Genomic DNA, 16,855 nt, shown 5'->3' with positions numbered 1-16,855 from the left:
GCGAGGGGGTCGGGAGCGGCACCGGGGCGGGCAGGAAGGCACGTTCGACCAGTGCGAAGTCTAGGCCGTCGGGTTCGGCGAACACCCGCGCCGGTGCGACGTCGCGCTGGCTGCGCGCGACCCGCGCCACCGGTACGCCGGGGGGGTAGATGCCGCCGGTGCCCGAGGTGACGAAAACGTCGCCGGCCAGCAGCGGCGCGTTGACGACGCCAGCGGTGCGGACCTCGACCATGCCGTTGCCCTGTCCGGCGATGATCGCCGACAGCCCGTCACGGGTGCGGCGTACCGGCACGATGCTTTCGGGATCGAGGATCAGCAGGACGCTGGCGGTGTTGGGGCTGGTTTCGATCACGCGACCGATCAGGCCGTTGGGCCCGCGCACCGGCTGGCCCCGGCGGACGCCCTGCGACGATCCGGCGTTCAGCGTGGCGAGGCGACGGGTGCTGCCGGCCGAGCTGTTGACCAGTCGCGCCGTCACGACCGGTGCCGCCGAGCGATCGCGCAGGTTGAGCAACGTGCGCAGCCGGGCGTTTTCACGGTTCAGCAGCCGCGCCTGCATCAGGTAACGGCGCGTCGCCTCTTCGCGGGCGCGCAGCCGACGGTTTTCATCGACCGCGCCGAAATAGTCGCCGATACCGCGCGGGACCGAGGCGATCCCGTCCCACGCCCAGTCGAGCCCGGACGACAGCGGGGTCGTCGCCTCGCGCGTGGCACCGCGCAGGGCCGCGAAGGCGCGCGGATCGATGATCGAGATGAGCAGCAGGACGGCACCGACGAGCGCACCGCTCGCCGCCAGAACGTAGCTGGCGAACACGGTATACTGCGCCCGTCGCGAAAAGCCCGGGCGGTGGTTGCGTGGCGGCGCCATGCCCCCGGACCCCTAGAGCCTGATGACATGGTTTTGACCCGTCGGGACGGAGCCGATGCGGGTCTGTGGACGGGAGAGAGGACGGAACGGGGCCTTGCCCCCGTGACGGACGAACGACGCCGCCACGGACCTGCATCGGCCCGCCGCTTCGTGATTGCCCCGCGCCGCCCGCTGGACATCGTCGCACCGCTTGCCCGGGCGATGCGCCCGCGCTGCGCGGCACTCCTTGCCAGCGAACGGCGCAGGGCAATCACGATGGGTCAAAACCATGTCATCAGGCTCTATGTCAGACGGCGAGCAGGACGCCCTTGTAGATCGGATCCTCGAGCGCACGACCGGTGCCCAGGGCGACGCAGGTCAACGGGTCTTCGGCGACCGTCACCGGCAATCCGGTTTCGTCGCGCAGGACTTCGTCGATCCCCTGCAACAGCGCGCCGCCGCCAGTCAGGACGATGCCCTGGTCGACGATATCGGCGGCGAGTTCGGGTGCGGTATTTTCTAGCGCGATGCGAACGCCCTCGACGATGGCGGCGACCGGCTCGGACAGCGCCTCGGCGATCTGGCCCTGATTGATCTGGATTTCTTTGGGCACGCCGTTCACCAGGTCGCGACCCTTGACGTAGATCAGCGTGCCGATGCCGTCGGCCGGTGGCTTGGCGGTGCCGACTTCCTGCTTGATCCGTTCGGCCGTGGCTTCGCCGATCAGCAGGTTGTGGTTGCGGCGGACATAGCTGACGATCGCCTCATCCATCTTGTCGCCGCCGACGCGGACTGACGTCGAATAGGCGAGACCGCGCAGCGACAGGACGGCGACCTCGGTCGTGCCGCCGCCGATGTCGACGACCATCGATCCGATCGGTTCGGTGACCGGCATGTCGGCGCCGATCGCCGCGGCCATCGGCTCCTCGATAAGCCACACCTGCGACGCACCGGCGTTCGACGCGGCATCGCGGATCGCGCGGCGTTCAACGCTGGTCGAGCCCGACGGCACGCAGATGACGATCTGCGGCCAGCGCAGGAAACGACGCTGGCCATGCACCTTCTGGATGAAGTGCTTTATCATCTGTTCGGCGACGTCGAGGTCGGCGATCACGCCGTCGCGCATCGGACGAATCGCCTCGATCGAGCCGGGGGTCTTGCCCATCATCAGCTTGGCGTCGTCGCCGACCGCCTTCACCCGCTTCACGCCGTTCAACGTCTCGACCGCCACCACCGACGGTTCGTTCAACACGACGCCGCGACCCCGCAGATACACCACCGTATTGGCGGTGCCGAGGTCGATCGCCATATCATGCGACATGAACTTGAAGAAACGCGAGAAGGCCATCGATACTTCCGTCCTTGTCCGCGTGTCCCGACGCGGCGGTTCGCAGCTTGTACCTCGACCTGTCCGATCGGCTATCCGATCGGTTGCACGATGGCAGTTCCAGGTCGCGGGATGAGGCCGCTTGGGCTAGAGCGAACTCCATGTCAATACGCCGTCTCCCCGAGCATCTCGTCAACCGCATTGCTGCGGGGGAAGTGGTGGAACGCCCTGCTTCCGCGCTGAAGGAACTGGTCGAGAACGCGATCGACGCCGGTGCCGCCCGTATCGTCGTCCGTCTCGCCGCGGGCGGGATCGAACTGATCGAGGTCGGCGACGACGGCTGCGGCATGGGTCCGGCCGACATGGCGCTGGCACTGGAGCGCCATGCCACGTCGAAGCTGCCCGACGACCGCATCGAAGCTGTCACGACGTTGGGTTTTCGCGGCGAAGCGTTGCCGTCGATCGCCAGCGTCGCGCGCCTGTCGATCGAGAGCCGCCCGGCGGGAGCCGAGGGCTGGCTGCGCACCGTCGACAATGGCGAGGTGGTGGAGGATCGTCCCGCCGCCGTCCCGCCGGGAACGCGCATCCGGGTGGAGGGGCTGTTCGCGCGGGTGCCGGCGCGGCGCAAGTTCCTGCGCTCGGCCCGGTCCGAGTTCGCCGCCTGCGTCGATCAGGTGCGGCGCCTTGCGATGGCGCGGCCGGACATCGCCTTCACCCTCGAACATGACGGGCGGCGGGTGCTGGGCGTGCAGGCGGGCGAATCGCGGCTCGAGCGTGTCGCGGCGCTGACCGACCGGGCGCTCGCCGCCAACTCGGTCGGGCTCGACTGGGCGCGCGAGGGGATGCGGCTGGGTGGGGTCGCCGGGCTGCCGACCTTTCATCGCGGGGTCGCCGATCATCAGTATCTGTTCGTCAATGGCCGCCCGGTGAAGGACCGGCTGCTGTCGGGCGCGGTGCGCGGCGCCTATGCCGAGATGCTGGCGCGCGATCGCCATGCGGTGGTCGCGCTGTTCCTCGACGTCGATCCCGACCTGATCGACGTGAACGTCCACCCGGCCAAGACCGAGGTGCGGTTCCGCGATCCGGCGGCTGCGCGCGGGCTGATCGTGGGCGGGTTGCGTCGCGCGCTGGACGAGGCGGGCTTCCGCGCGGCGCAGCGCCCGGCGGAGGAGGCGATGGCGGCATGGACGACCGAGGCGGTCGGGCCGGTCGGCGTGCCGGCGATGCCGCTGCCGCCGCCGGCCGAGCCGGCCGCATCGTCGGGCTTCGCGTTCCACGACCGTCGCCCGACCTTCTTCGCGCCGCCGCCGGAGGCGCGTGCGGAGGTCGTCGCCGAACCGCTGCCCGCCTCCACGCAATTCCCGCTGGGCGCGGCGCGGGGACAGGTGGCGCGGACCTATATCGTCGCCGAGGCGGAGGACGGGCTGGTGCTGGTCGACCAGCATGCCGCGCACGAACGGCTGGTGCTGGAGCGAATGCGGGCGGCGCTGGCGAAGGGTGGCGTCGCACGGCAGGCGCTGCTGATCCCCGAGGTCGTCGAACTGGACGAGGTCGCGTGCGACGCGCTGGAGGACAAGGCTGACGAGCTGGCCGAATTCGGGCTGGAACTGGAACGCTTCGGCCCGCGCGCGATGCTGGTGCGCGCCACCCCGGCGGTGCTGGGTCAGGGCGACGTCATCGGCCTCGTCACCGACCTTGCCGACGAAATCCGAGCGCACGATGCGGCACTGTCGCTCAAGGAACGGATCGATCATGTCGCGGCCACGATGGCGTGCCACGGATCGGTTCGCGCCGGCCGGGTGTTGTCGGTGGTCGAGATGAACGCCCTGCTGCGCGAGATGGAGGTCACGCCGCATTCGGGGCAATGCAATCATGGCCGGCCGACGTGGATCAAGCTGGCGCATGGCGACATCGAGAAGCTGTTCGGACGAAAATAGGGATCAGGCCGCAATGAAGTTTACCGAAGCTGCCGGCGCGAACCCGACCGACGCGATGCGCGTGCTGGGGCGGCCGACCGACCGGGTCGAGGGGCCGTTGAAGGTCAGCGGGCAGGCGACCTATGCCGCGGAGTTCGCTGTGCCGGGCATGGTGTACGGCGTGGTCGTCGGCACCACCATCGCCACCGGGCGGATCGTCGGGATCGACACGTCCGACGCGTTGGCTGCGCCGGGGGTGCTGGCGGTGATGACCCATGCGAATGGGGGCGCGCTCGGGACCGGTGACGACCACAAGGCGCCGATGCTGGCGGGTCCGCAAGTCGATCATCTGGGGCAGGCGGCGGCACTGGTGGTGGCCGACGGCTTCGAGGCGGCGCGGGCCGCCGCGAGGCTGGTGCGGATCGATTACGCCGCGGACGACGGGGCGTTCGATCTGGCTGCGGCGGCTGCGGCCGGCGCGGAAAAGCCGTTCCGGTCGAACGGGCATGGCGATTTCGACCGGGCCTTTGCCGATGCGCCGGTACAGGTCGACGCGACCTATACCACGCCCGACCACGCCCATGCGATGATGGAGCCGTTCGCGTCGATCGCGGCATGGGAGGGCGATCGGCTGACGCTGTGGACCGCGAACCAGATGGTCGACTGGGCGGCGCGCGACATGGCGAAGATCCTCGCCATGCCCAGGGACAGGGTGCGGATCTTCGCGCACCATGTCGGCGGCGGGTTCGGTGGCAAGCTATGGGTGCGGGCCGATGCGGTGCTGGCGGCGGTCGCGGCGCGGCAGTTGGGGCGGGCGGTTAAGGTGGTGCTGTCCCGGATGCAGATGTTCAACAATACGCCGCATCGTTCGGCGACGATCCAGCGGTTGCGGCTGGGCGCGGACCGGGGCGGGCGGTTGCAGGCGATCGCGCACGAAAGCTGGTCGGGCGACCTGCCCGGCGGCAGCCCGGAAGGGGCAGGGGCGCAGACGCGGCAGCTCTATGCCGCGCCGAACCGTCGCGTGGTCGAATGGCTGGCCGAGCTGAACCTGCCCGAATCGAACGCGATGCGCGCGCCGGGCGAAGCGGTGGGCATGATGGCGATCGAGGCGGCGATGGACGAACTGGCGGAAACGCTGGCGATCGATCCGGTCGAGCTGCGCATCCTGAACGATACGCAGGTCGATCCGGAAAAGCCCGAGCGCCGGTTCTCGCACCGCGACCTGATCGGATGCCTGCGCGAGGGGGCCGAACGGTTCGGCTGGAGCACGCGCAGCACGACGCCGGGGCAGCGGCGCGACGGACGCTGGCTGGTCGGCATGGGGATGGCGGCGGCGTATCGCGGCAACATGGTGCTGAAGTCCGCGGCGCGCGTCGGGATCGCCGGCGACGGACGGGTGACGGTCACCACCGACATGACCGATATCGGCACCGGCAGCTACACGATCCTCGCGCAGACCGCGGCCGAGATGCTGGGCATCGAGCTGGAAAAGGTTATCGTTCGGCTGGGGGAATCGGACTTTCCGGTGTCGGCGGGATCGGGCGGACAGTTCGGCGCGAACAGTTCGACCGCAGGGGTCTATGCCGCCTGTATCGGCTTGCGCGACCGGATCGCCGAGGCGGCGGGGTTCGATCCGGCGACGGCGCGGTTCGCCGATGGCCGGGTGTGGTCGGGCAACCGGTCGGTCGCGCTGGGCGAGGCGGCGGGGGGTGCCGGGATCGAGGTCGAGGACCGGATCGAGTTCGGCGACCTGACCACGAAGTTCGTGCAGGCGACGTTCGGCGCGCATTTCGTCGAGGTCGGGGTCGATGTCGATACCGCCGAAATCCGCGTGCGGCGGATGCTGGGCGTGTTCGCCGCGGGCCGCATCCTCAACCCGAAGGCGGCGCGCAGCCAGATCCTGGGCGCGATGACGATGGGGGTCGGCGCGGCGCTGACCGAGGCACTGGTGATCGATCCGCGGCTGGGCGGCTTCATCAACCACGACCTCGCCGAATATCACGTGCCGACCCATGCCGACATTCCGCATCAGGAGGTCGTGTTCCTCGACGAGGAGGACCCGTTGTCGTCGCCGATGAAGGCGAAGGGGGTCGGCGAACTCGGCATCTGCGGCGTCGGCGCGGCGGTGGCGAATGCGGTGTATAATGCGACCGGCGTGCGGGTGCGGGAATATCCGATCACGCTGGACAAGGTTCTGGCGGGGATGGGGTAATTCGTCACTCCCGCCTGCGCGGGAATGACGATTGATAGTGGTGGCAGCCTCGCCAAACGTCGGCCGTCATTCCGGCGAAGGCCGGAATCCATGGATACGGGCGTTCCCGCAGGAGCCGCGACCTTGCCTGTCCATGGATCCCGGCTTTCGCCGGGATGACGAGGTTGGGTTGAGCGTTCCGGCCCGGCCTGCCGGGATGACGATCAGGCAGCCACCCGCCGCCGTTCCGCCATCTCGGTGTTCAGCATTTCGGCGAGCAGGAACGCCAGTTCGAGGCTCTGGCCCGCATTGAGGCGCGGGTCGCAGTGGGTGTGGTAGCGATCGGCCAGCGCCTGTTCGGTGACCGCGATCGCGCCGCCGGTGCATTCGGTGACGTTCTGCCCGGTCATTTCGGCGTGGATGCCGCCGGCATGGCTGCCCTCCGCGCGGTGGACGGCGAAGAAGCCGCGTACCTCGGCGAGGATGCGGTCGAACGGTCGCGTCTTGTACCCGGTCGTCGCCTTGATCGTATTGCCGTGCATCGGATCGCACGACCAGATCACCGGATGCCCCTCGCGCTGCACCGCGCGGATCAGTTTCGGCAGACCCGCCTCGATCTTGTCATGGCCATAGCGGGTGATGAGCGTCATCCGTCCGGGCACCCGGTTCGGATTGAGCGTGTCGAGCATCCGCAGCAGCGCGTCCGGTTCCAGCGTCGGGCCGCACTTGATACCGATCGGGTTGCCGATGCCGCGCAGGAATTCGACATGCGCCGATCCGTCGAAGCGGGTGCGGTCGCCGATCCACAGGAAGTGCGCCGACGTGTCGTACCAGTCGCCGGTCAGCGAATCCTGCCGGGTCAGCGCCTGTTCGTAGGGGAGCAGCAGCGCTTCGTGGCTGGTGTAGAAGCTGGTCGCCTTGAGCTGCGGCACGCTGTCGGCGTCGATGCCGCACGCGGCCATGAAGTCGAGCGCTTCGCCGATGCGGTCGGCGACATCGGCATATTTCTTGGCCCATGGGCTGCGGCCCATGAAATCGTGGGTCCAGCGATGGACCTGATGCAGGTTCGCATAGCCGCCGGTGGCGAAGGCGCGCAGCAGGTTGAGCGTCGCCGCCGCCTGCGAATAGGCGCGGATCATGCGCTGCGGATCGGGCACGCGGCCTTCGGGCGTGAAGGCGATGTCGTTGATGTTGTCGCCGCGATAGCTCGGCAGCTCGACGCCGCCGATCGTCTCGGTATCGGCCGAGCGCGGCTTGGCGAACTGCCCGGCCATGCGCCCGAGCTTCACCGTCGGCAGCTTCGACGCGAAGGTCAGCACCACCGCCATCTGGAGGATGACGCGGAAGGTGTCGCGGATGTAGTTGGGATGGAATTCGGCGAAGCTTTCGGCACAGTCGCCGCCCTGCAGCAGGAACGCCTTCCCCTCCGCCACCTGCGCCAGTTCGGCGGTCAGGTTGCGCGCTTCGCCGGCAAAGACGAGCGGTGGATAGCTTGCCAGCTGCGCGGTCGCGGCGTCGAGCGCCGGTGCGTCGGGGTAGGTCGGGAGCTGGCGCGCTTCGGCGTTCTTCCAGCTGTCGGGAGCCCAGGTGGCAGCCATCACAAGTTCCATACAAGTCGGTTCGGGCAATTCCCATGCGCGAAACCCGCCGTTCGCGCAACGATGGAAAGGTTCATCGTCCCGATCGACCGCTTCGATCAGCCATAGCGGTGGTGGAATTCGTCATTGTCCATGACGAGATAGCGGATGAAATCGATCAGCGACCAGATGCTGGTCACGAAGATGCCGACCAGCGTGCAGGTCAACACCAGCATGGCGATGCCCGACCCGACCCGGCCGAGGTAGAAACGGTGTACCCCGAAGATGCCGAGGAAGAAGGCGAGCAAGGCTGCCGCGACCTTGTCCTTGCGCGGGCGCGGGCGGGCCGGATCGGCGGCGGGGCGGGGGGCGACGGTGCCGGGCACGTGGTAGATGCGCAGGGCGCGGCCGTTCGACACCTCGAAATCGACCTGCGCCCCGACCATGGGACCGGTCCGGTCGGACCAGTCGTCGGGTTCGAACCAGTAACGTTGCCCGTCATCGCCGGCGATCCGCCCCTCGCGGCCGTTCCGATCGACGCCCAGCACCTGTCCCCGCATATCGTCCCCCGATGATTCGTGCGGCCGATATGGCGGGGAAGCGGGGGCGTGGGCAAGGGGTTAGAGCTTGATCCATCCCTGTTGAAACGCGCGTCATCCCGGCGAAGGCTGGGATCGCCCGGTGGCAGGGCGCGGCAGGAGCCGATGGAGACCCCAGCCTTCGCCGGGGTGACGGTTCCAGTCGGATGGATCAAACTCCGGGGCCGATCGACATTCAGGCCGTACCCCCGCGCAGGCGGGGGTCCAGAGTAACGGCAGGACGACATTCGTGGCTCTGGACCCCCGCCTGCGCGGGGGTACGTGAACCAGAAAGGCTCCTGATCCTGCTGGATGGCGCTCCAATTCGCTGAATGTCGATCGGCCCTTGGACACTCCATTTCGTGGCCCCGGCGAAGGCTGGGCCTCCTGCGGCGAGGAGCGGCGCTCCTTGACCGGGAGATCCCAGCCTGCGCTGGGATGACGATCTTGATGAAGGTGGTTCAAGCGGATCGATTACGACAGCGTCGGACGCCAGTCCCAGCCGAGCGGGTCGCCGTCCATCACCTCGACGCCCGCCGCCGTCAGTTCGTCGCGGATCGCGTCGCTCGCCGCGAAGTCCTTTGCAGCGCGCGCTTCCTTGCGGTCGGCCAGACGCGCCTCGATCGTATCGGCATCGATCGTCGCGTCGGCGGGGCGGACGCGCAGGTCGGCACGCTCGACAGTGGATAGCCCCAGGCCCAGCACCGCATCGAAATCCGCCAGTGCGACGAGCCGGTCGGCCGGCGTCAGCTTCTTGTCGGCAAGCAGTTCGTCGAGCACCGGCAGCGCGCGCGGCGTGTTGAGGTCGTCCGATACTGCCGCGTCGAGCCGTTCGCGATAGGCCGCGGCCTTGCCCGCATCGCCTTCGCCGTCCGCCCGCGTGCGCAACCCCGCGACCGTCATCACCAGTCGCTTCAGCCGGGTCAGCGCCGCCAGCAGGTTGTCGGGCGAAAACTCCAGTTCGGAGCGATACTGCGCCGACAGGCACATCAGGCGATAGGCGAGCGGATGGACGCCGCCGTCGATCAGCGTTTGCAGCGTGGTGAAGTCGCCCTTCGACTTCGACATCTTGCCCGACCGTTCGACGAGGAAGTTGTTGTGCATCCAGAAGGCGGCACCGCTGTCGGCGCAGCCGCACCATGCCTGGTTCTGCGCGATCTCGTTCGGGTGGTGGATTTCGCGGTGATCGATGCCGCCGGTATGGATGTCGAACGGGCTGCCGAGATACTTGATGCTCATCACCGAACATTCGAGGTGCCAGCCCGGCGCGCCCCGCCCCCATGGCGAATCCCACTCCATCTGGCGCGTCTCGCCCGGCGGGGTCCTGCGCCAGATCGCGAAGTCCTGCGGATGGCGCTTGCCCGCCACCGGATCGATGCGACCCTCGCCCGCATCGTCCTGCCCGCCGGCCAGCGCGCCGTAGTTCGGAACGGTCGTGCTGTCGAAATACAGGCCGCTGTCGAGTTCGTAGCAATGGCCGGGCGCGATCCTTTCGGCGAAGGCGATCATTTCGGCGATGTGATCGGTCGCGACCGACCAGCGCGTCGGATCGTCGATGTTCAGGTCGCGCAGATTGCCCTTGAACGCCGCCGTATAATGCGCGGCGATGTCCCAGATCGACTGCGCGTTCGCCCTGGCCGCCGCCTCCATCTTGTCGTCGCCGGCATCGGCATCCGACGTCAGGTGGCCGACATCGGTGATGTTGATGACATGGGTGAGCGGATAGCCCTTCCACCGCAGCACCCGGCTGAGCGTATCGGTGAAGACATAGGCGCGCAGGTTGCCGATATGGGCATAGTTGTAGACGGTCGGCCCGCACGAATAGACGCGCACCCCCTTTACCGGGTCGAGCGGTTCGAAACGCTGAAGGCGGCGGGTCAGCGAATTGTGGAGCGTGAGCGGGGCACCGTACATGACCGGGCGTGTAGCGCGATGCGCCCCGTCTGCAAATCCGGGCCGTTGGCCGGCAAAAGCGGGCATGGGCGTGGAACAGGGGCGGGAGCCGTCGGTTAGGGTTGCATCGCGCCGAAAACGCAAGGGCGATCAATAGCTTATCATGGATCAATCAGCCGGATCGACGATCCGGCGGACGGGAGAGCATGGCCATGGCCGAACCCGAATTGCCCGGCGACATCGTGCGCGACGACGCACCCGCCTTTACCTCCAAGGACCGGACCGAGCGCGGCGGCGCGGCGCCCAACGGCGAATCGTCGGTGTCGGGGGTTGCGGTCACGATCAACCGTCCGGCGGCGGAGCTTTACGCCTATTGGCGCGACTTCGGGAACCTCGCGACCTTCATGCTGAACGTGGAGGCGATCGAGGTGCGTGACGACCGGCGCTCGCACTGGACGGTCGCAGGCCCGGGCGGCAGCTACGAATGGGAGGCGATTGTCACGGAAGACGTACCGGGCGAGCGGATCGGCTGGCGTGCCGAACGGGGCGACGTGCCCAACAGCGGCTGGGTGTCGTTCACCCCGGCGGCACCCGGACGAGGCACGGTGGTGACGGCGATGATCGCCTATTCGCCGCCCGCCGGCATCGTCGGCAAGCTGGTCGCCAAGGTGACGCAGAAGGAGCCGGCGATCCAGGCAAGGCGCGACCTGCGCCGCTTCAAGCAGCTGATGGAAACCGGCGAGATCGCGACGACCACGCCCCCCAACCGCGAACCCAGATCGTAAAGGAACGTCAGCCATGCGCGCACTTACCTGGCACGGCAAGCACGACGTCCGCGTCGACACCGTCCCCGATCCCGAAATCCTCAACCCGCGCGACGCGATCATCAGGATCACGTCGACCGCGATCTGCGGGTCCGACCTGCACCTGTACGACGGCTATATCCCGACGATGCAGGCGGGCGACATCCTCGGCCACGAATTCATGGGCGAGGTGGTCGAGACCGGCCCGAAATCGACGCTCACGAAGGGGCAGCGCGTCGTAGTTCCCTTCGTGATCGCGTGCGGCAGCTGCTATCATTGCTCGAAACAGCAATATTCGGGCTGCGACAACGGCAACCCGGCCGACAATCAGGACATCGCGCAGGAACTGTGGGGACAGGTCGCGCCCGGCCTGTTCGGCTACAGCCACATGACCGGCGGCTATCCCGGCGGGCAGGCGGAATATGTCCGCGTACCGTTCAGCGACGTCGGCCCGATCGTGATCCCCGACGGGGTCGATGACGACAAGGTCCTGTTCCTGTCGGACATCCTGCCCACCGGATGGATGGCGGCGGAGAATGCCGATATCGAGGATGGCGACATCGTGGCCGTGTGGGGCTGCGGCCCGGTCGGGCTGTTCGCGATCCAGTCGGCGTTGCTGATGGGCGCGCACCGGGTGATCGCGATCGATCACTTCCCGCACCGGTTGTCGCTGGCGAAGGGATTGGGGGCGGAAGTCCTCAACTTCGAGGAAACCGACATCTACGACGCGCTGATGACGATGACCGGCGGGATCGGGCCCGATGCGGTGATCGACAGCGTCGGGCTCGAAAGCCACGGGCTGTTCGTCGACAACATCGTCGACCAGATCAAGGCATCGACCTTTCTCGGCACCGATCGTCCGCACGCCTTGCGCCAGGCGATCATGGCGTGCCGCAAGGGCGGTCGCGTGTCGGTCCCCGGTGTCTATGGCGGGATGATCGACAAGTTCCCGTTCGGCGCGCTGATGGAAAAGGGGCTGACGCTCAAGACCGGGCAGACCCATGTTCAGCGCTATCTGCCCGCGTTGCTGACCGCGATCATGGAGGAGAGGATCGACACGACCTTCATGATCTCCGACCGGATGGCGCTGGAGGATGCGCCGACCGGCTACCGGAAGTTCCACGACGAACAGAATGTCTGCACCAAGGTCGTGCTGAAGCCCGACTGGGCGAAGGGCAAGGTGCAGGCGACACCGGGCCGCATCACCCCCGACGGCGGATAATCGCCGCCGTCAGAACCACGCGCGAATGCCGGCGACCAGTTCGAGGCCGCCGGCATCCGCGCCACGATCGCGGGCGAAGCGCCGGGTGTCGCCGAAGCGCCGCTCCCATGCGACCCCGACATAGGGCGCGAATTCGCGGGCGATCTCGTAACGCAGGCGCAGCCCCAGTTCGGCGGCGGTGATGCCCGATCCGATGCCGACCGCACGAACGTCCTGCGCCGACAGGTTCACTTCGGCGCGGGGCTGCGCGATCAGTCGCTGGGTGATCCGCTGGTCGTAATAGCCCTCGACCCGCCCGGTCAGTTCGCCGCGGGTCGACAGGAAGGCATGGGCCTCCACCTCGAACCAGTATGGCGCCAGACCTTCGACCCCGACCGCGGCATGGGTGCGCGCCGGGGTGGGGCGGATGTCCTGCCGGACGCCGGCCTGCAGATTGAAATAGGGGCCGATCGCGCGCGAATAGAGCGCCTGCACCTCGGCGGACCCGAGCCGGTCGCCGCCTTCGCCCTCGCTCTTGACGACGAGGCGGTGGAGGTCGCCGCCATACCAGCCTTCGCCTTCCCACCGATAGCCGCCGTCGCGCCATTCGATGCGGTCGAGCAGCAGCTGGCCGAAACGCTGCCCGCCGCCTTCCTCCGCCATCATCGTCGCGCGCGACCGTGCCATGGCGTCGGCACCCCAGACGCGATCGGCGGCGTGCGGCATCGGCACCGGCGGGGCGGGGGCGCCGCCGGGGGGCAGGTCGGTACCTGAAGCCGCCGGGTCGACAGGGGGCGCGGGCGTGGCGTGGTCCATTTCGGAATGGTCCATCTGGCCATGGTCCATCTGGCTATGGTCCTGCGCCGGCGCCGGAGCGGCCGTACCGATGGCGAGCAGCAGCGCGAGCCCGGCGGTCATGCCGCGCCTCCCGCCGCGCGGACGGTGACGACGCGCATCATCCCCGCCAGCATGTGGTAGAGCATGTGGCAATGGAACGCCCAGTCGCCCGGCGCATCGGCGGTCAGGTCGACGCTGACGATCCCGCCGGGCTGGACGATAACCGTGTGCTTGCGCGGCGCATGGTCGCCCTGCCCGGTGACCAGTTCGAAGAAATGGCCGTGCAGGTGGATCGGATGCGCCATCATCGTGTCGTTGATGAGGTTGATCCGCACCCGTTCGCCCAGGGTGAAGGCAAAGGGTTCGTGGGTATCGACCATCCGCTTGCCGTCGAAGCCCCACATGAACCGTTCCATGTTGCCGGTCAGGTGGATGTCGATCTGCCGCCCCGGCGCGCGGACATCGGGGTTGCGCTCCAGCGCGCGCAGCTGGCGATAGGTCAACACGCGGTGGCCGACATCCTCCAGCCCCTGTCCCGGAAACCCGGTGCGGTCGGCGGGCATGGGGGAAATGGTCTGGACCCCTGGCGACTTCGCCACCTGCGGTGCCGCGGCGAAGTCGCGCATCTTCATCGCGCCATGATCCATGCCGCCATGGTCCATCGCGCCATGGTCCATCGCGCCGTGATCCATGCCGCCATGATCCATCCCGCCATGGTCCATCGCGCCGTGCTCCGGCGCATCGGCGGTGGCGAGACGGCGCGAGGCGTTCTGTTCGGCGGTCGGATCGGGCGAGCGGGGCGTGGCGTGGTCCATCGCCCCCATGCCCATGTCGGTCATCGTCGCCAGCGGACGCGGGCGCAGCGGCGGGACCGGCGCGACTATGCCGGGGCGCGGGCTCAGCGTCGCGCGTGCCATGCCCGACCGGTCGACGCTCTCGCCGACCAGCGTATAGGCACGGTCGAGCGGGGTCACGATCGCGTCATAGGTTTCGGCCACGCCGATCTGGAATTCGTCGACGGTCACCGGCGCGACGTTCAGCCCGTCGGCCTGCACGATGGTCAGCGGCAGGCCCGGAATACGCACGTTGAAGGTCGTCATCGCCGAGGCATTCACGATCCGCAGCCGCACCCGCTCGCCCGCGCGGAACGTGCCGGTCCAGTTGTCGGCCGGGCCATGGCCGTTGACCAGATAGCGATAGGTCGCCCCCGTCGCGTCGGCGATGTCGGCCGGGTCCATCCGCATCGCACCCCAATGCGCGCGGTCGCCGGCCGGCTGGTCGCGCCCGGTCAGCAGGCCGGCCAGCGTCTGCCGCTGGAAATTGTAATAGCCCGGCTGAACCTTCAGGCGGCGGAAGATCGCGTCGGGGCGCGACCGGCTGTGATCCGACAGGACGATGACGTGTTCGCGGTCATAGGCGACGGGGTCGGGCGCGGCGGGATCGATCACGATCGGCCCGTACAGTCCGGTCTGTTCCTGTCCGCCCGAATGGCTGTGATACCAGTAGGTGCCGTTCTGCCGCACCGGGAAGTCGTAGAGAAAGCTCTCTCCCGGGGCGATGCCGGGAAAGGACACGCCGGGCACGCCATCATACTGGAACGGGACGAGCAGCCCGTGCCAGTGGAGCGAACTGTCGACGTCGAGGTCGTTGGTCACGCGGATACGTGCGCGCTGCCCCTCGCGCAGGCGGATCAGCGGGGCGGGCGACATGCCGTTGATCCCGATCGCGCGCGACGGCCGCCCATCGATCACGCGGTTCAGCCGGCCGATGCGCAGCTCGATCAGGTCGCCGGACACTACCGGCGTCGCATCGGGCGCGGTGGCGCCGAGCGGCGTCCACGCCCCCAGCATCAGTCCGCCGCCGCCCAGTGCCGCGCCGCGCAGCAGCGCGCGGCGGTCGATCGTCGTCATCGTGTCGAACCCCGTCGAAAGCCCCTGTCGTTCCCCGATACGCAGGGCATCGCCGCGCCCCTCAGCGTTCGAGCAATTCGTTCAGCCGCGCGCGGGCGCGGCGGATGCGCGTCTCGACCGCTTTGGGCGTGATGCCGAGCAGCGTCGCGGCCTCGGCATGGCGCATTTCCTCGACGGTGCATAGCAGCAGGGGTTCGCGCAAGGCCGCGGGCAGGCCGGCCATCGCCGCACGCACCCGCGCCAGTTCCTGCCGGTCGGCGGCGGAGCGGGCCGGATCGGCGTCGCCCGCGGCGAGGGTGTCGGCAAGGTCGTCGATCGGCCGCGCCCCGAAGAAGAAGGCGCGCAGCGCGCGGCGGCGGGCCCGGTCGCGGCATTTGTTGAGCGTGATCGCCGCCAGCCATGTCGCCAGCGACCGCTCCGGATCGTAGCGCGATAAGGCGCGATACGCCGACAGGAAGGTATCCTGCACCACGTCGAGCGCTTCGTCGGGATCGGCGATGCTGTTGAGCGCGAGGCGGTACACCCGCCCCTTGTACCGCTGCATCAGCGCGGCGAACGCGGCCTCGTCCCCGGTCCGCGCCAGCGCCACCAGGGCATCGTCGCGCGTACTGGCATCGATCGCCGTCACTGAGTCGGCTGGGTAAGCGCGCGGTCCACCGCCCGGTCGAACGCGGGCAGCTGGTCCGGGCGCAGCAGCCGCCGCATGGCAAAGACATGCGCCAGCGTCGCCTTCTGCAACGTCCCCATGGTGCGGTGACAGGCATCGACCGCTGCGGCGACGCGCGGCCCCTCGCCATGTTCGGCGGCGATCGCGGCGGACAGCGCGGCATTGTCGGCGCGCATCTGCGCCTGCAACGCGCCGCGCCGCCCGGCAAAGTCGGTCTCGAGCGCGTCTAGCCGCCGGCGCTGGTCATCGCTCAGCGCCATGCCGTCATGCAGCAGCGCGTGCAGTTCGTTGCCATGGCTGCTGCCCTGCCGATCGTTGATCGCGCGCCCGGCCAGCACGCCCGCCACCGCCGCCACGAAGGCGACCAGCGCGACCATGATCGTCCAGCGACGCCGGCTCACCGGTCGCCCAGCAGGGTCGAAGGGGCGAGGGCGAGGTCGTCGGCCAGCGCCGGCGGTACGGGGCGGGGCAGGGGATCGGCGGCGATCAGCCCCAGCGTCACCGCGCCGATCGCGGCGATGCCGGCCAGCCGCAGCCCGGCACCGCGCGCTGCCCGCTCGCCGTGCAGGCGGTCGAACACGCCCGATTCGACGCCGTGCAGGCCGGGATGGTCGGGCGTCCGCGACAACAGCCGCAACGATCGGTCGAGAGGGTCGGTCATGTGCATGGTTCCTCGGCGGTCGGGACGGAATACGCACCCGGCCGGTCTTTCCCTCACCAACGCGGACGGCGCCATCCTGTCAAACATGGCCCGCCCGCGCCAGCGCCTATCGACCCGCAGCCCGAGCGGTGGCGGCAATTGCCCCCCGGCGGGGATATTCTTGCGAAGGTCGAAAGGTCCGCCCCGGTCCTGCCGTACCCCCGCGCAGGCGGGGGTCCAGAGTAACGGCAGGACGACATTCGTGGCTCTTGTACCCCCGCCTGCGCGGGGGTACGCGGGATGCGATCAAGGCGGCGGTTGCCGCATCGTCTGGACCCCCGCGCAGGCGGGGGTACGTGAACCAGAAAGGCTCCTGATCCTGCTGGATGGCGCTTCAATTCGCTGAATGTCGATCGGTCCCAAGGTTTGCGCCTCTGGCCGCTGGCCCCGCCTGCGCGGGGGTGCGAA

At 68.7% G+C, this 16,855-nt stretch carries 14 protein-coding genes; 4 read left to right on the top strand and 10 right to left on the bottom strand.

Going from position 1 to position 16,855, the window contains the following annotated elements; genetic code table 11:
* The coding region (gene mreC, locus QLH51_RS12535; protein WP_125659656.1) for a rod shape-determining protein MreC at positions 1–868 on the bottom strand (868 nt) is incomplete at its 3' end.
* 286 nt (positions 869–1,154) lie between these two features.
* Positions 1,155–2,195, bottom strand: coding sequence for a rod shape-determining protein (locus tag QLH51_RS12530; protein WP_125659659.1), 1,041 nt, complete (start codon positions 2,193–2,195; stop codon positions 1,155–1,157).
* Positions 2,196–2,335: 140 nt separating this feature from the next.
* Between QLH51_RS12530 and mutL the strand changes: the two genes are divergently transcribed.
* Positions 2,336–4,111, top strand: coding sequence for a DNA mismatch repair endonuclease MutL (gene mutL / locus QLH51_RS12525; RefSeq protein WP_125659662.1), 1,776 nt, complete (start codon positions 2,336–2,338; stop codon positions 4,109–4,111).
* A gap of 13 nt (positions 4,112–4,124) precedes the next feature.
* Positions 4,125–6,302: a xanthine dehydrogenase family protein molybdopterin-binding subunit gene (locus QLH51_RS12520; protein WP_125659665.1), complete on the top strand. Its 2,178-nt coding sequence runs from the start codon at positions 4,125–4,127 to the stop codon at positions 6,300–6,302.
* Positions 6,303–6,505: 203 nt separating this feature from the next.
* Here QLH51_RS12520 and QLH51_RS12515 read toward each other — a convergent pair whose 3' ends face one another.
* The 3 genes from QLH51_RS12515 to cysS form a co-directional block, all read right to left on the bottom strand.
* Positions 6,506–7,879 (bottom strand): class II 3-deoxy-7-phosphoheptulonate synthase, encoded by a 1,374-nt coding sequence (locus QLH51_RS12515; RefSeq protein WP_125659667.1) that lies wholly within the window; start codon positions 7,877–7,879, stop codon positions 6,506–6,508.
* A 98-nt stretch (positions 7,880–7,977) separates the two neighbouring features.
* Positions 7,978–8,418: a TM2 domain-containing protein gene (locus tag QLH51_RS12510; RefSeq protein ID WP_125659671.1), complete on the bottom strand. Its 441-nt coding sequence runs from the start codon at positions 8,416–8,418 to the stop codon at positions 7,978–7,980.
* A 492-nt stretch (positions 8,419–8,910) separates the two neighbouring features.
* On the bottom strand, positions 8,911–10,350 hold the full coding sequence (cysS, locus tag QLH51_RS12505) for a cysteine--tRNA ligase (RefSeq protein WP_125659674.1): 1,440 nt from the start codon (positions 10,348–10,350) through the stop codon (positions 8,911–8,913).
* 191 nt (positions 10,351–10,541) lie between these two features.
* Here cysS and QLH51_RS12500 point away from each other — a divergent pair, with 191 nt between their 5' ends.
* Together QLH51_RS12500 and QLH51_RS12495 are read left to right on the top strand one after the other, a co-directional pair.
* Positions 10,542–11,114: an SRPBCC family protein gene (locus QLH51_RS12500; protein WP_125659677.1), complete on the top strand. Its 573-nt coding sequence runs from the start codon at positions 10,542–10,544 to the stop codon at positions 11,112–11,114.
* A 13-nt stretch (positions 11,115–11,127) separates the two neighbouring features.
* On the top strand, positions 11,128–12,354 hold the full coding sequence (locus QLH51_RS12495) for a zinc-dependent alcohol dehydrogenase (protein ID WP_125659680.1): 1,227 nt from the start codon (positions 11,128–11,130) through the stop codon (positions 12,352–12,354).
* 9 nt (positions 12,355–12,363) lie between these two features.
* Here the strand turns inward: QLH51_RS12495 and QLH51_RS12490 are convergent, their stop codons facing one another.
* The 5 genes from QLH51_RS12490 to QLH51_RS12470 form a co-directional block, all read right to left on the bottom strand.
* The gene (locus QLH51_RS12490) at positions 12,364–13,251 is read right to left on the bottom strand and encodes a copper resistance protein B (protein ID WP_125659683.1); all 888 of its coding nucleotides are present in this window, start codon (positions 13,249–13,251) and stop codon (positions 12,364–12,366) included.
* Positions 13,248–15,080, bottom strand: coding sequence for a copper resistance system multicopper oxidase (locus QLH51_RS12485; protein ID WP_125659686.1), 1,833 nt, complete (start codon positions 15,078–15,080; stop codon positions 13,248–13,250). The genes QLH51_RS12490 and QLH51_RS12485 overlap by 4 nt, the downstream gene beginning before the upstream one ends.
* A 61-nt stretch (positions 15,081–15,141) precedes the next feature.
* Complete coding sequence (locus tag QLH51_RS12480) at positions 15,142–15,708, bottom strand: RNA polymerase sigma factor (RefSeq protein ID WP_206429124.1); 567 nt, start codon at positions 15,706–15,708, stop codon at positions 15,142–15,144.
* The gene (locus tag QLH51_RS12475; RefSeq protein WP_206429125.1) at positions 15,705–16,148 is read right to left on the bottom strand and encodes a periplasmic heavy metal sensor; all 444 of its coding nucleotides are present in this window, start codon (positions 16,146–16,148) and stop codon (positions 15,705–15,707) included. Before QLH51_RS12475 ends, QLH51_RS12480 begins: the two co-directional genes overlap by 4 nt.
* Positions 16,145–16,408: a hypothetical protein gene (locus QLH51_RS12470; protein ID WP_125659689.1), complete on the bottom strand. Its 264-nt coding sequence runs from the start codon at positions 16,406–16,408 to the stop codon at positions 16,145–16,147. Before QLH51_RS12470 ends, QLH51_RS12475 begins: the two co-directional genes overlap by 4 nt.
* Positions 16,409–16,855: the final 447 nt, after the last annotated feature.

Source organism: Sphingomonas sp. 2R-10 (genome assembly GCF_030062225.1).
Classification (GTDB): domain Bacteria; phylum Pseudomonadota; class Alphaproteobacteria; order Sphingomonadales; family Sphingomonadaceae; genus Sphingomonas.
This window is presented reverse-complemented; position numbering and strand designations above follow the sequence as displayed.

Bases quoted from the DNA above. Each gene is read 5' to 3' on its own strand.
- QLH51_RS12470 (WP_125659689.1), bottom strand. From the start codon at position 16,408: ATGACCGACCCTCTCGACCGATCGTTGCGGCTGTTGTCGCGGACGCCC.
- QLH51_RS12515 (WP_125659667.1), bottom strand. From the start codon at position 7,879: ATGGCTGCCACCTGGGCTCCCGACAGCTGGAAGAACGCCGAAGCGCGC.
- cysS (WP_125659674.1), bottom strand. From the start codon at position 10,350: ATGTACGGTGCCCCGCTCACGCTCCACAATTCGCTGACCCGCCGCCTT.
- QLH51_RS12485 (WP_125659686.1), bottom strand. From the start codon at position 15,080: ATGACGACGATCGACCGCCGCGCGCTGCTGCGCGGCGCGGCACTGGGC.
- mutL (WP_125659662.1), top strand. From the start codon at position 2,336: ATGTCAATACGCCGTCTCCCCGAGCATCTCGTCAACCGCATTGCTGCG.
- QLH51_RS12495 (WP_125659680.1), top strand. From the start codon at position 11,128: ATGCGCGCACTTACCTGGCACGGCAAGCACGACGTCCGCGTCGACACC.
- QLH51_RS12510 (WP_125659671.1), bottom strand. From the start codon at position 8,418: ATGCGGGGACAGGTGCTGGGCGTCGATCGGAACGGCCGCGAGGGGCGG.
- QLH51_RS12490 (WP_125659683.1), bottom strand. From the start codon at position 13,251: ATGACCGCCGGGCTCGCGCTGCTGCTCGCCATCGGTACGGCCGCTCCG.
- QLH51_RS12520 (WP_125659665.1), top strand. From the start codon at position 4,125: ATGAAGTTTACCGAAGCTGCCGGCGCGAACCCGACCGACGCGATGCGC.
- QLH51_RS12530 (WP_125659659.1), bottom strand. From the start codon at position 2,195: ATGGCCTTCTCGCGTTTCTTCAAGTTCATGTCGCATGATATGGCGATC.
- QLH51_RS12500 (WP_125659677.1), top strand. From the start codon at position 10,542: ATGGCCGAACCCGAATTGCCCGGCGACATCGTGCGCGACGACGCACCC.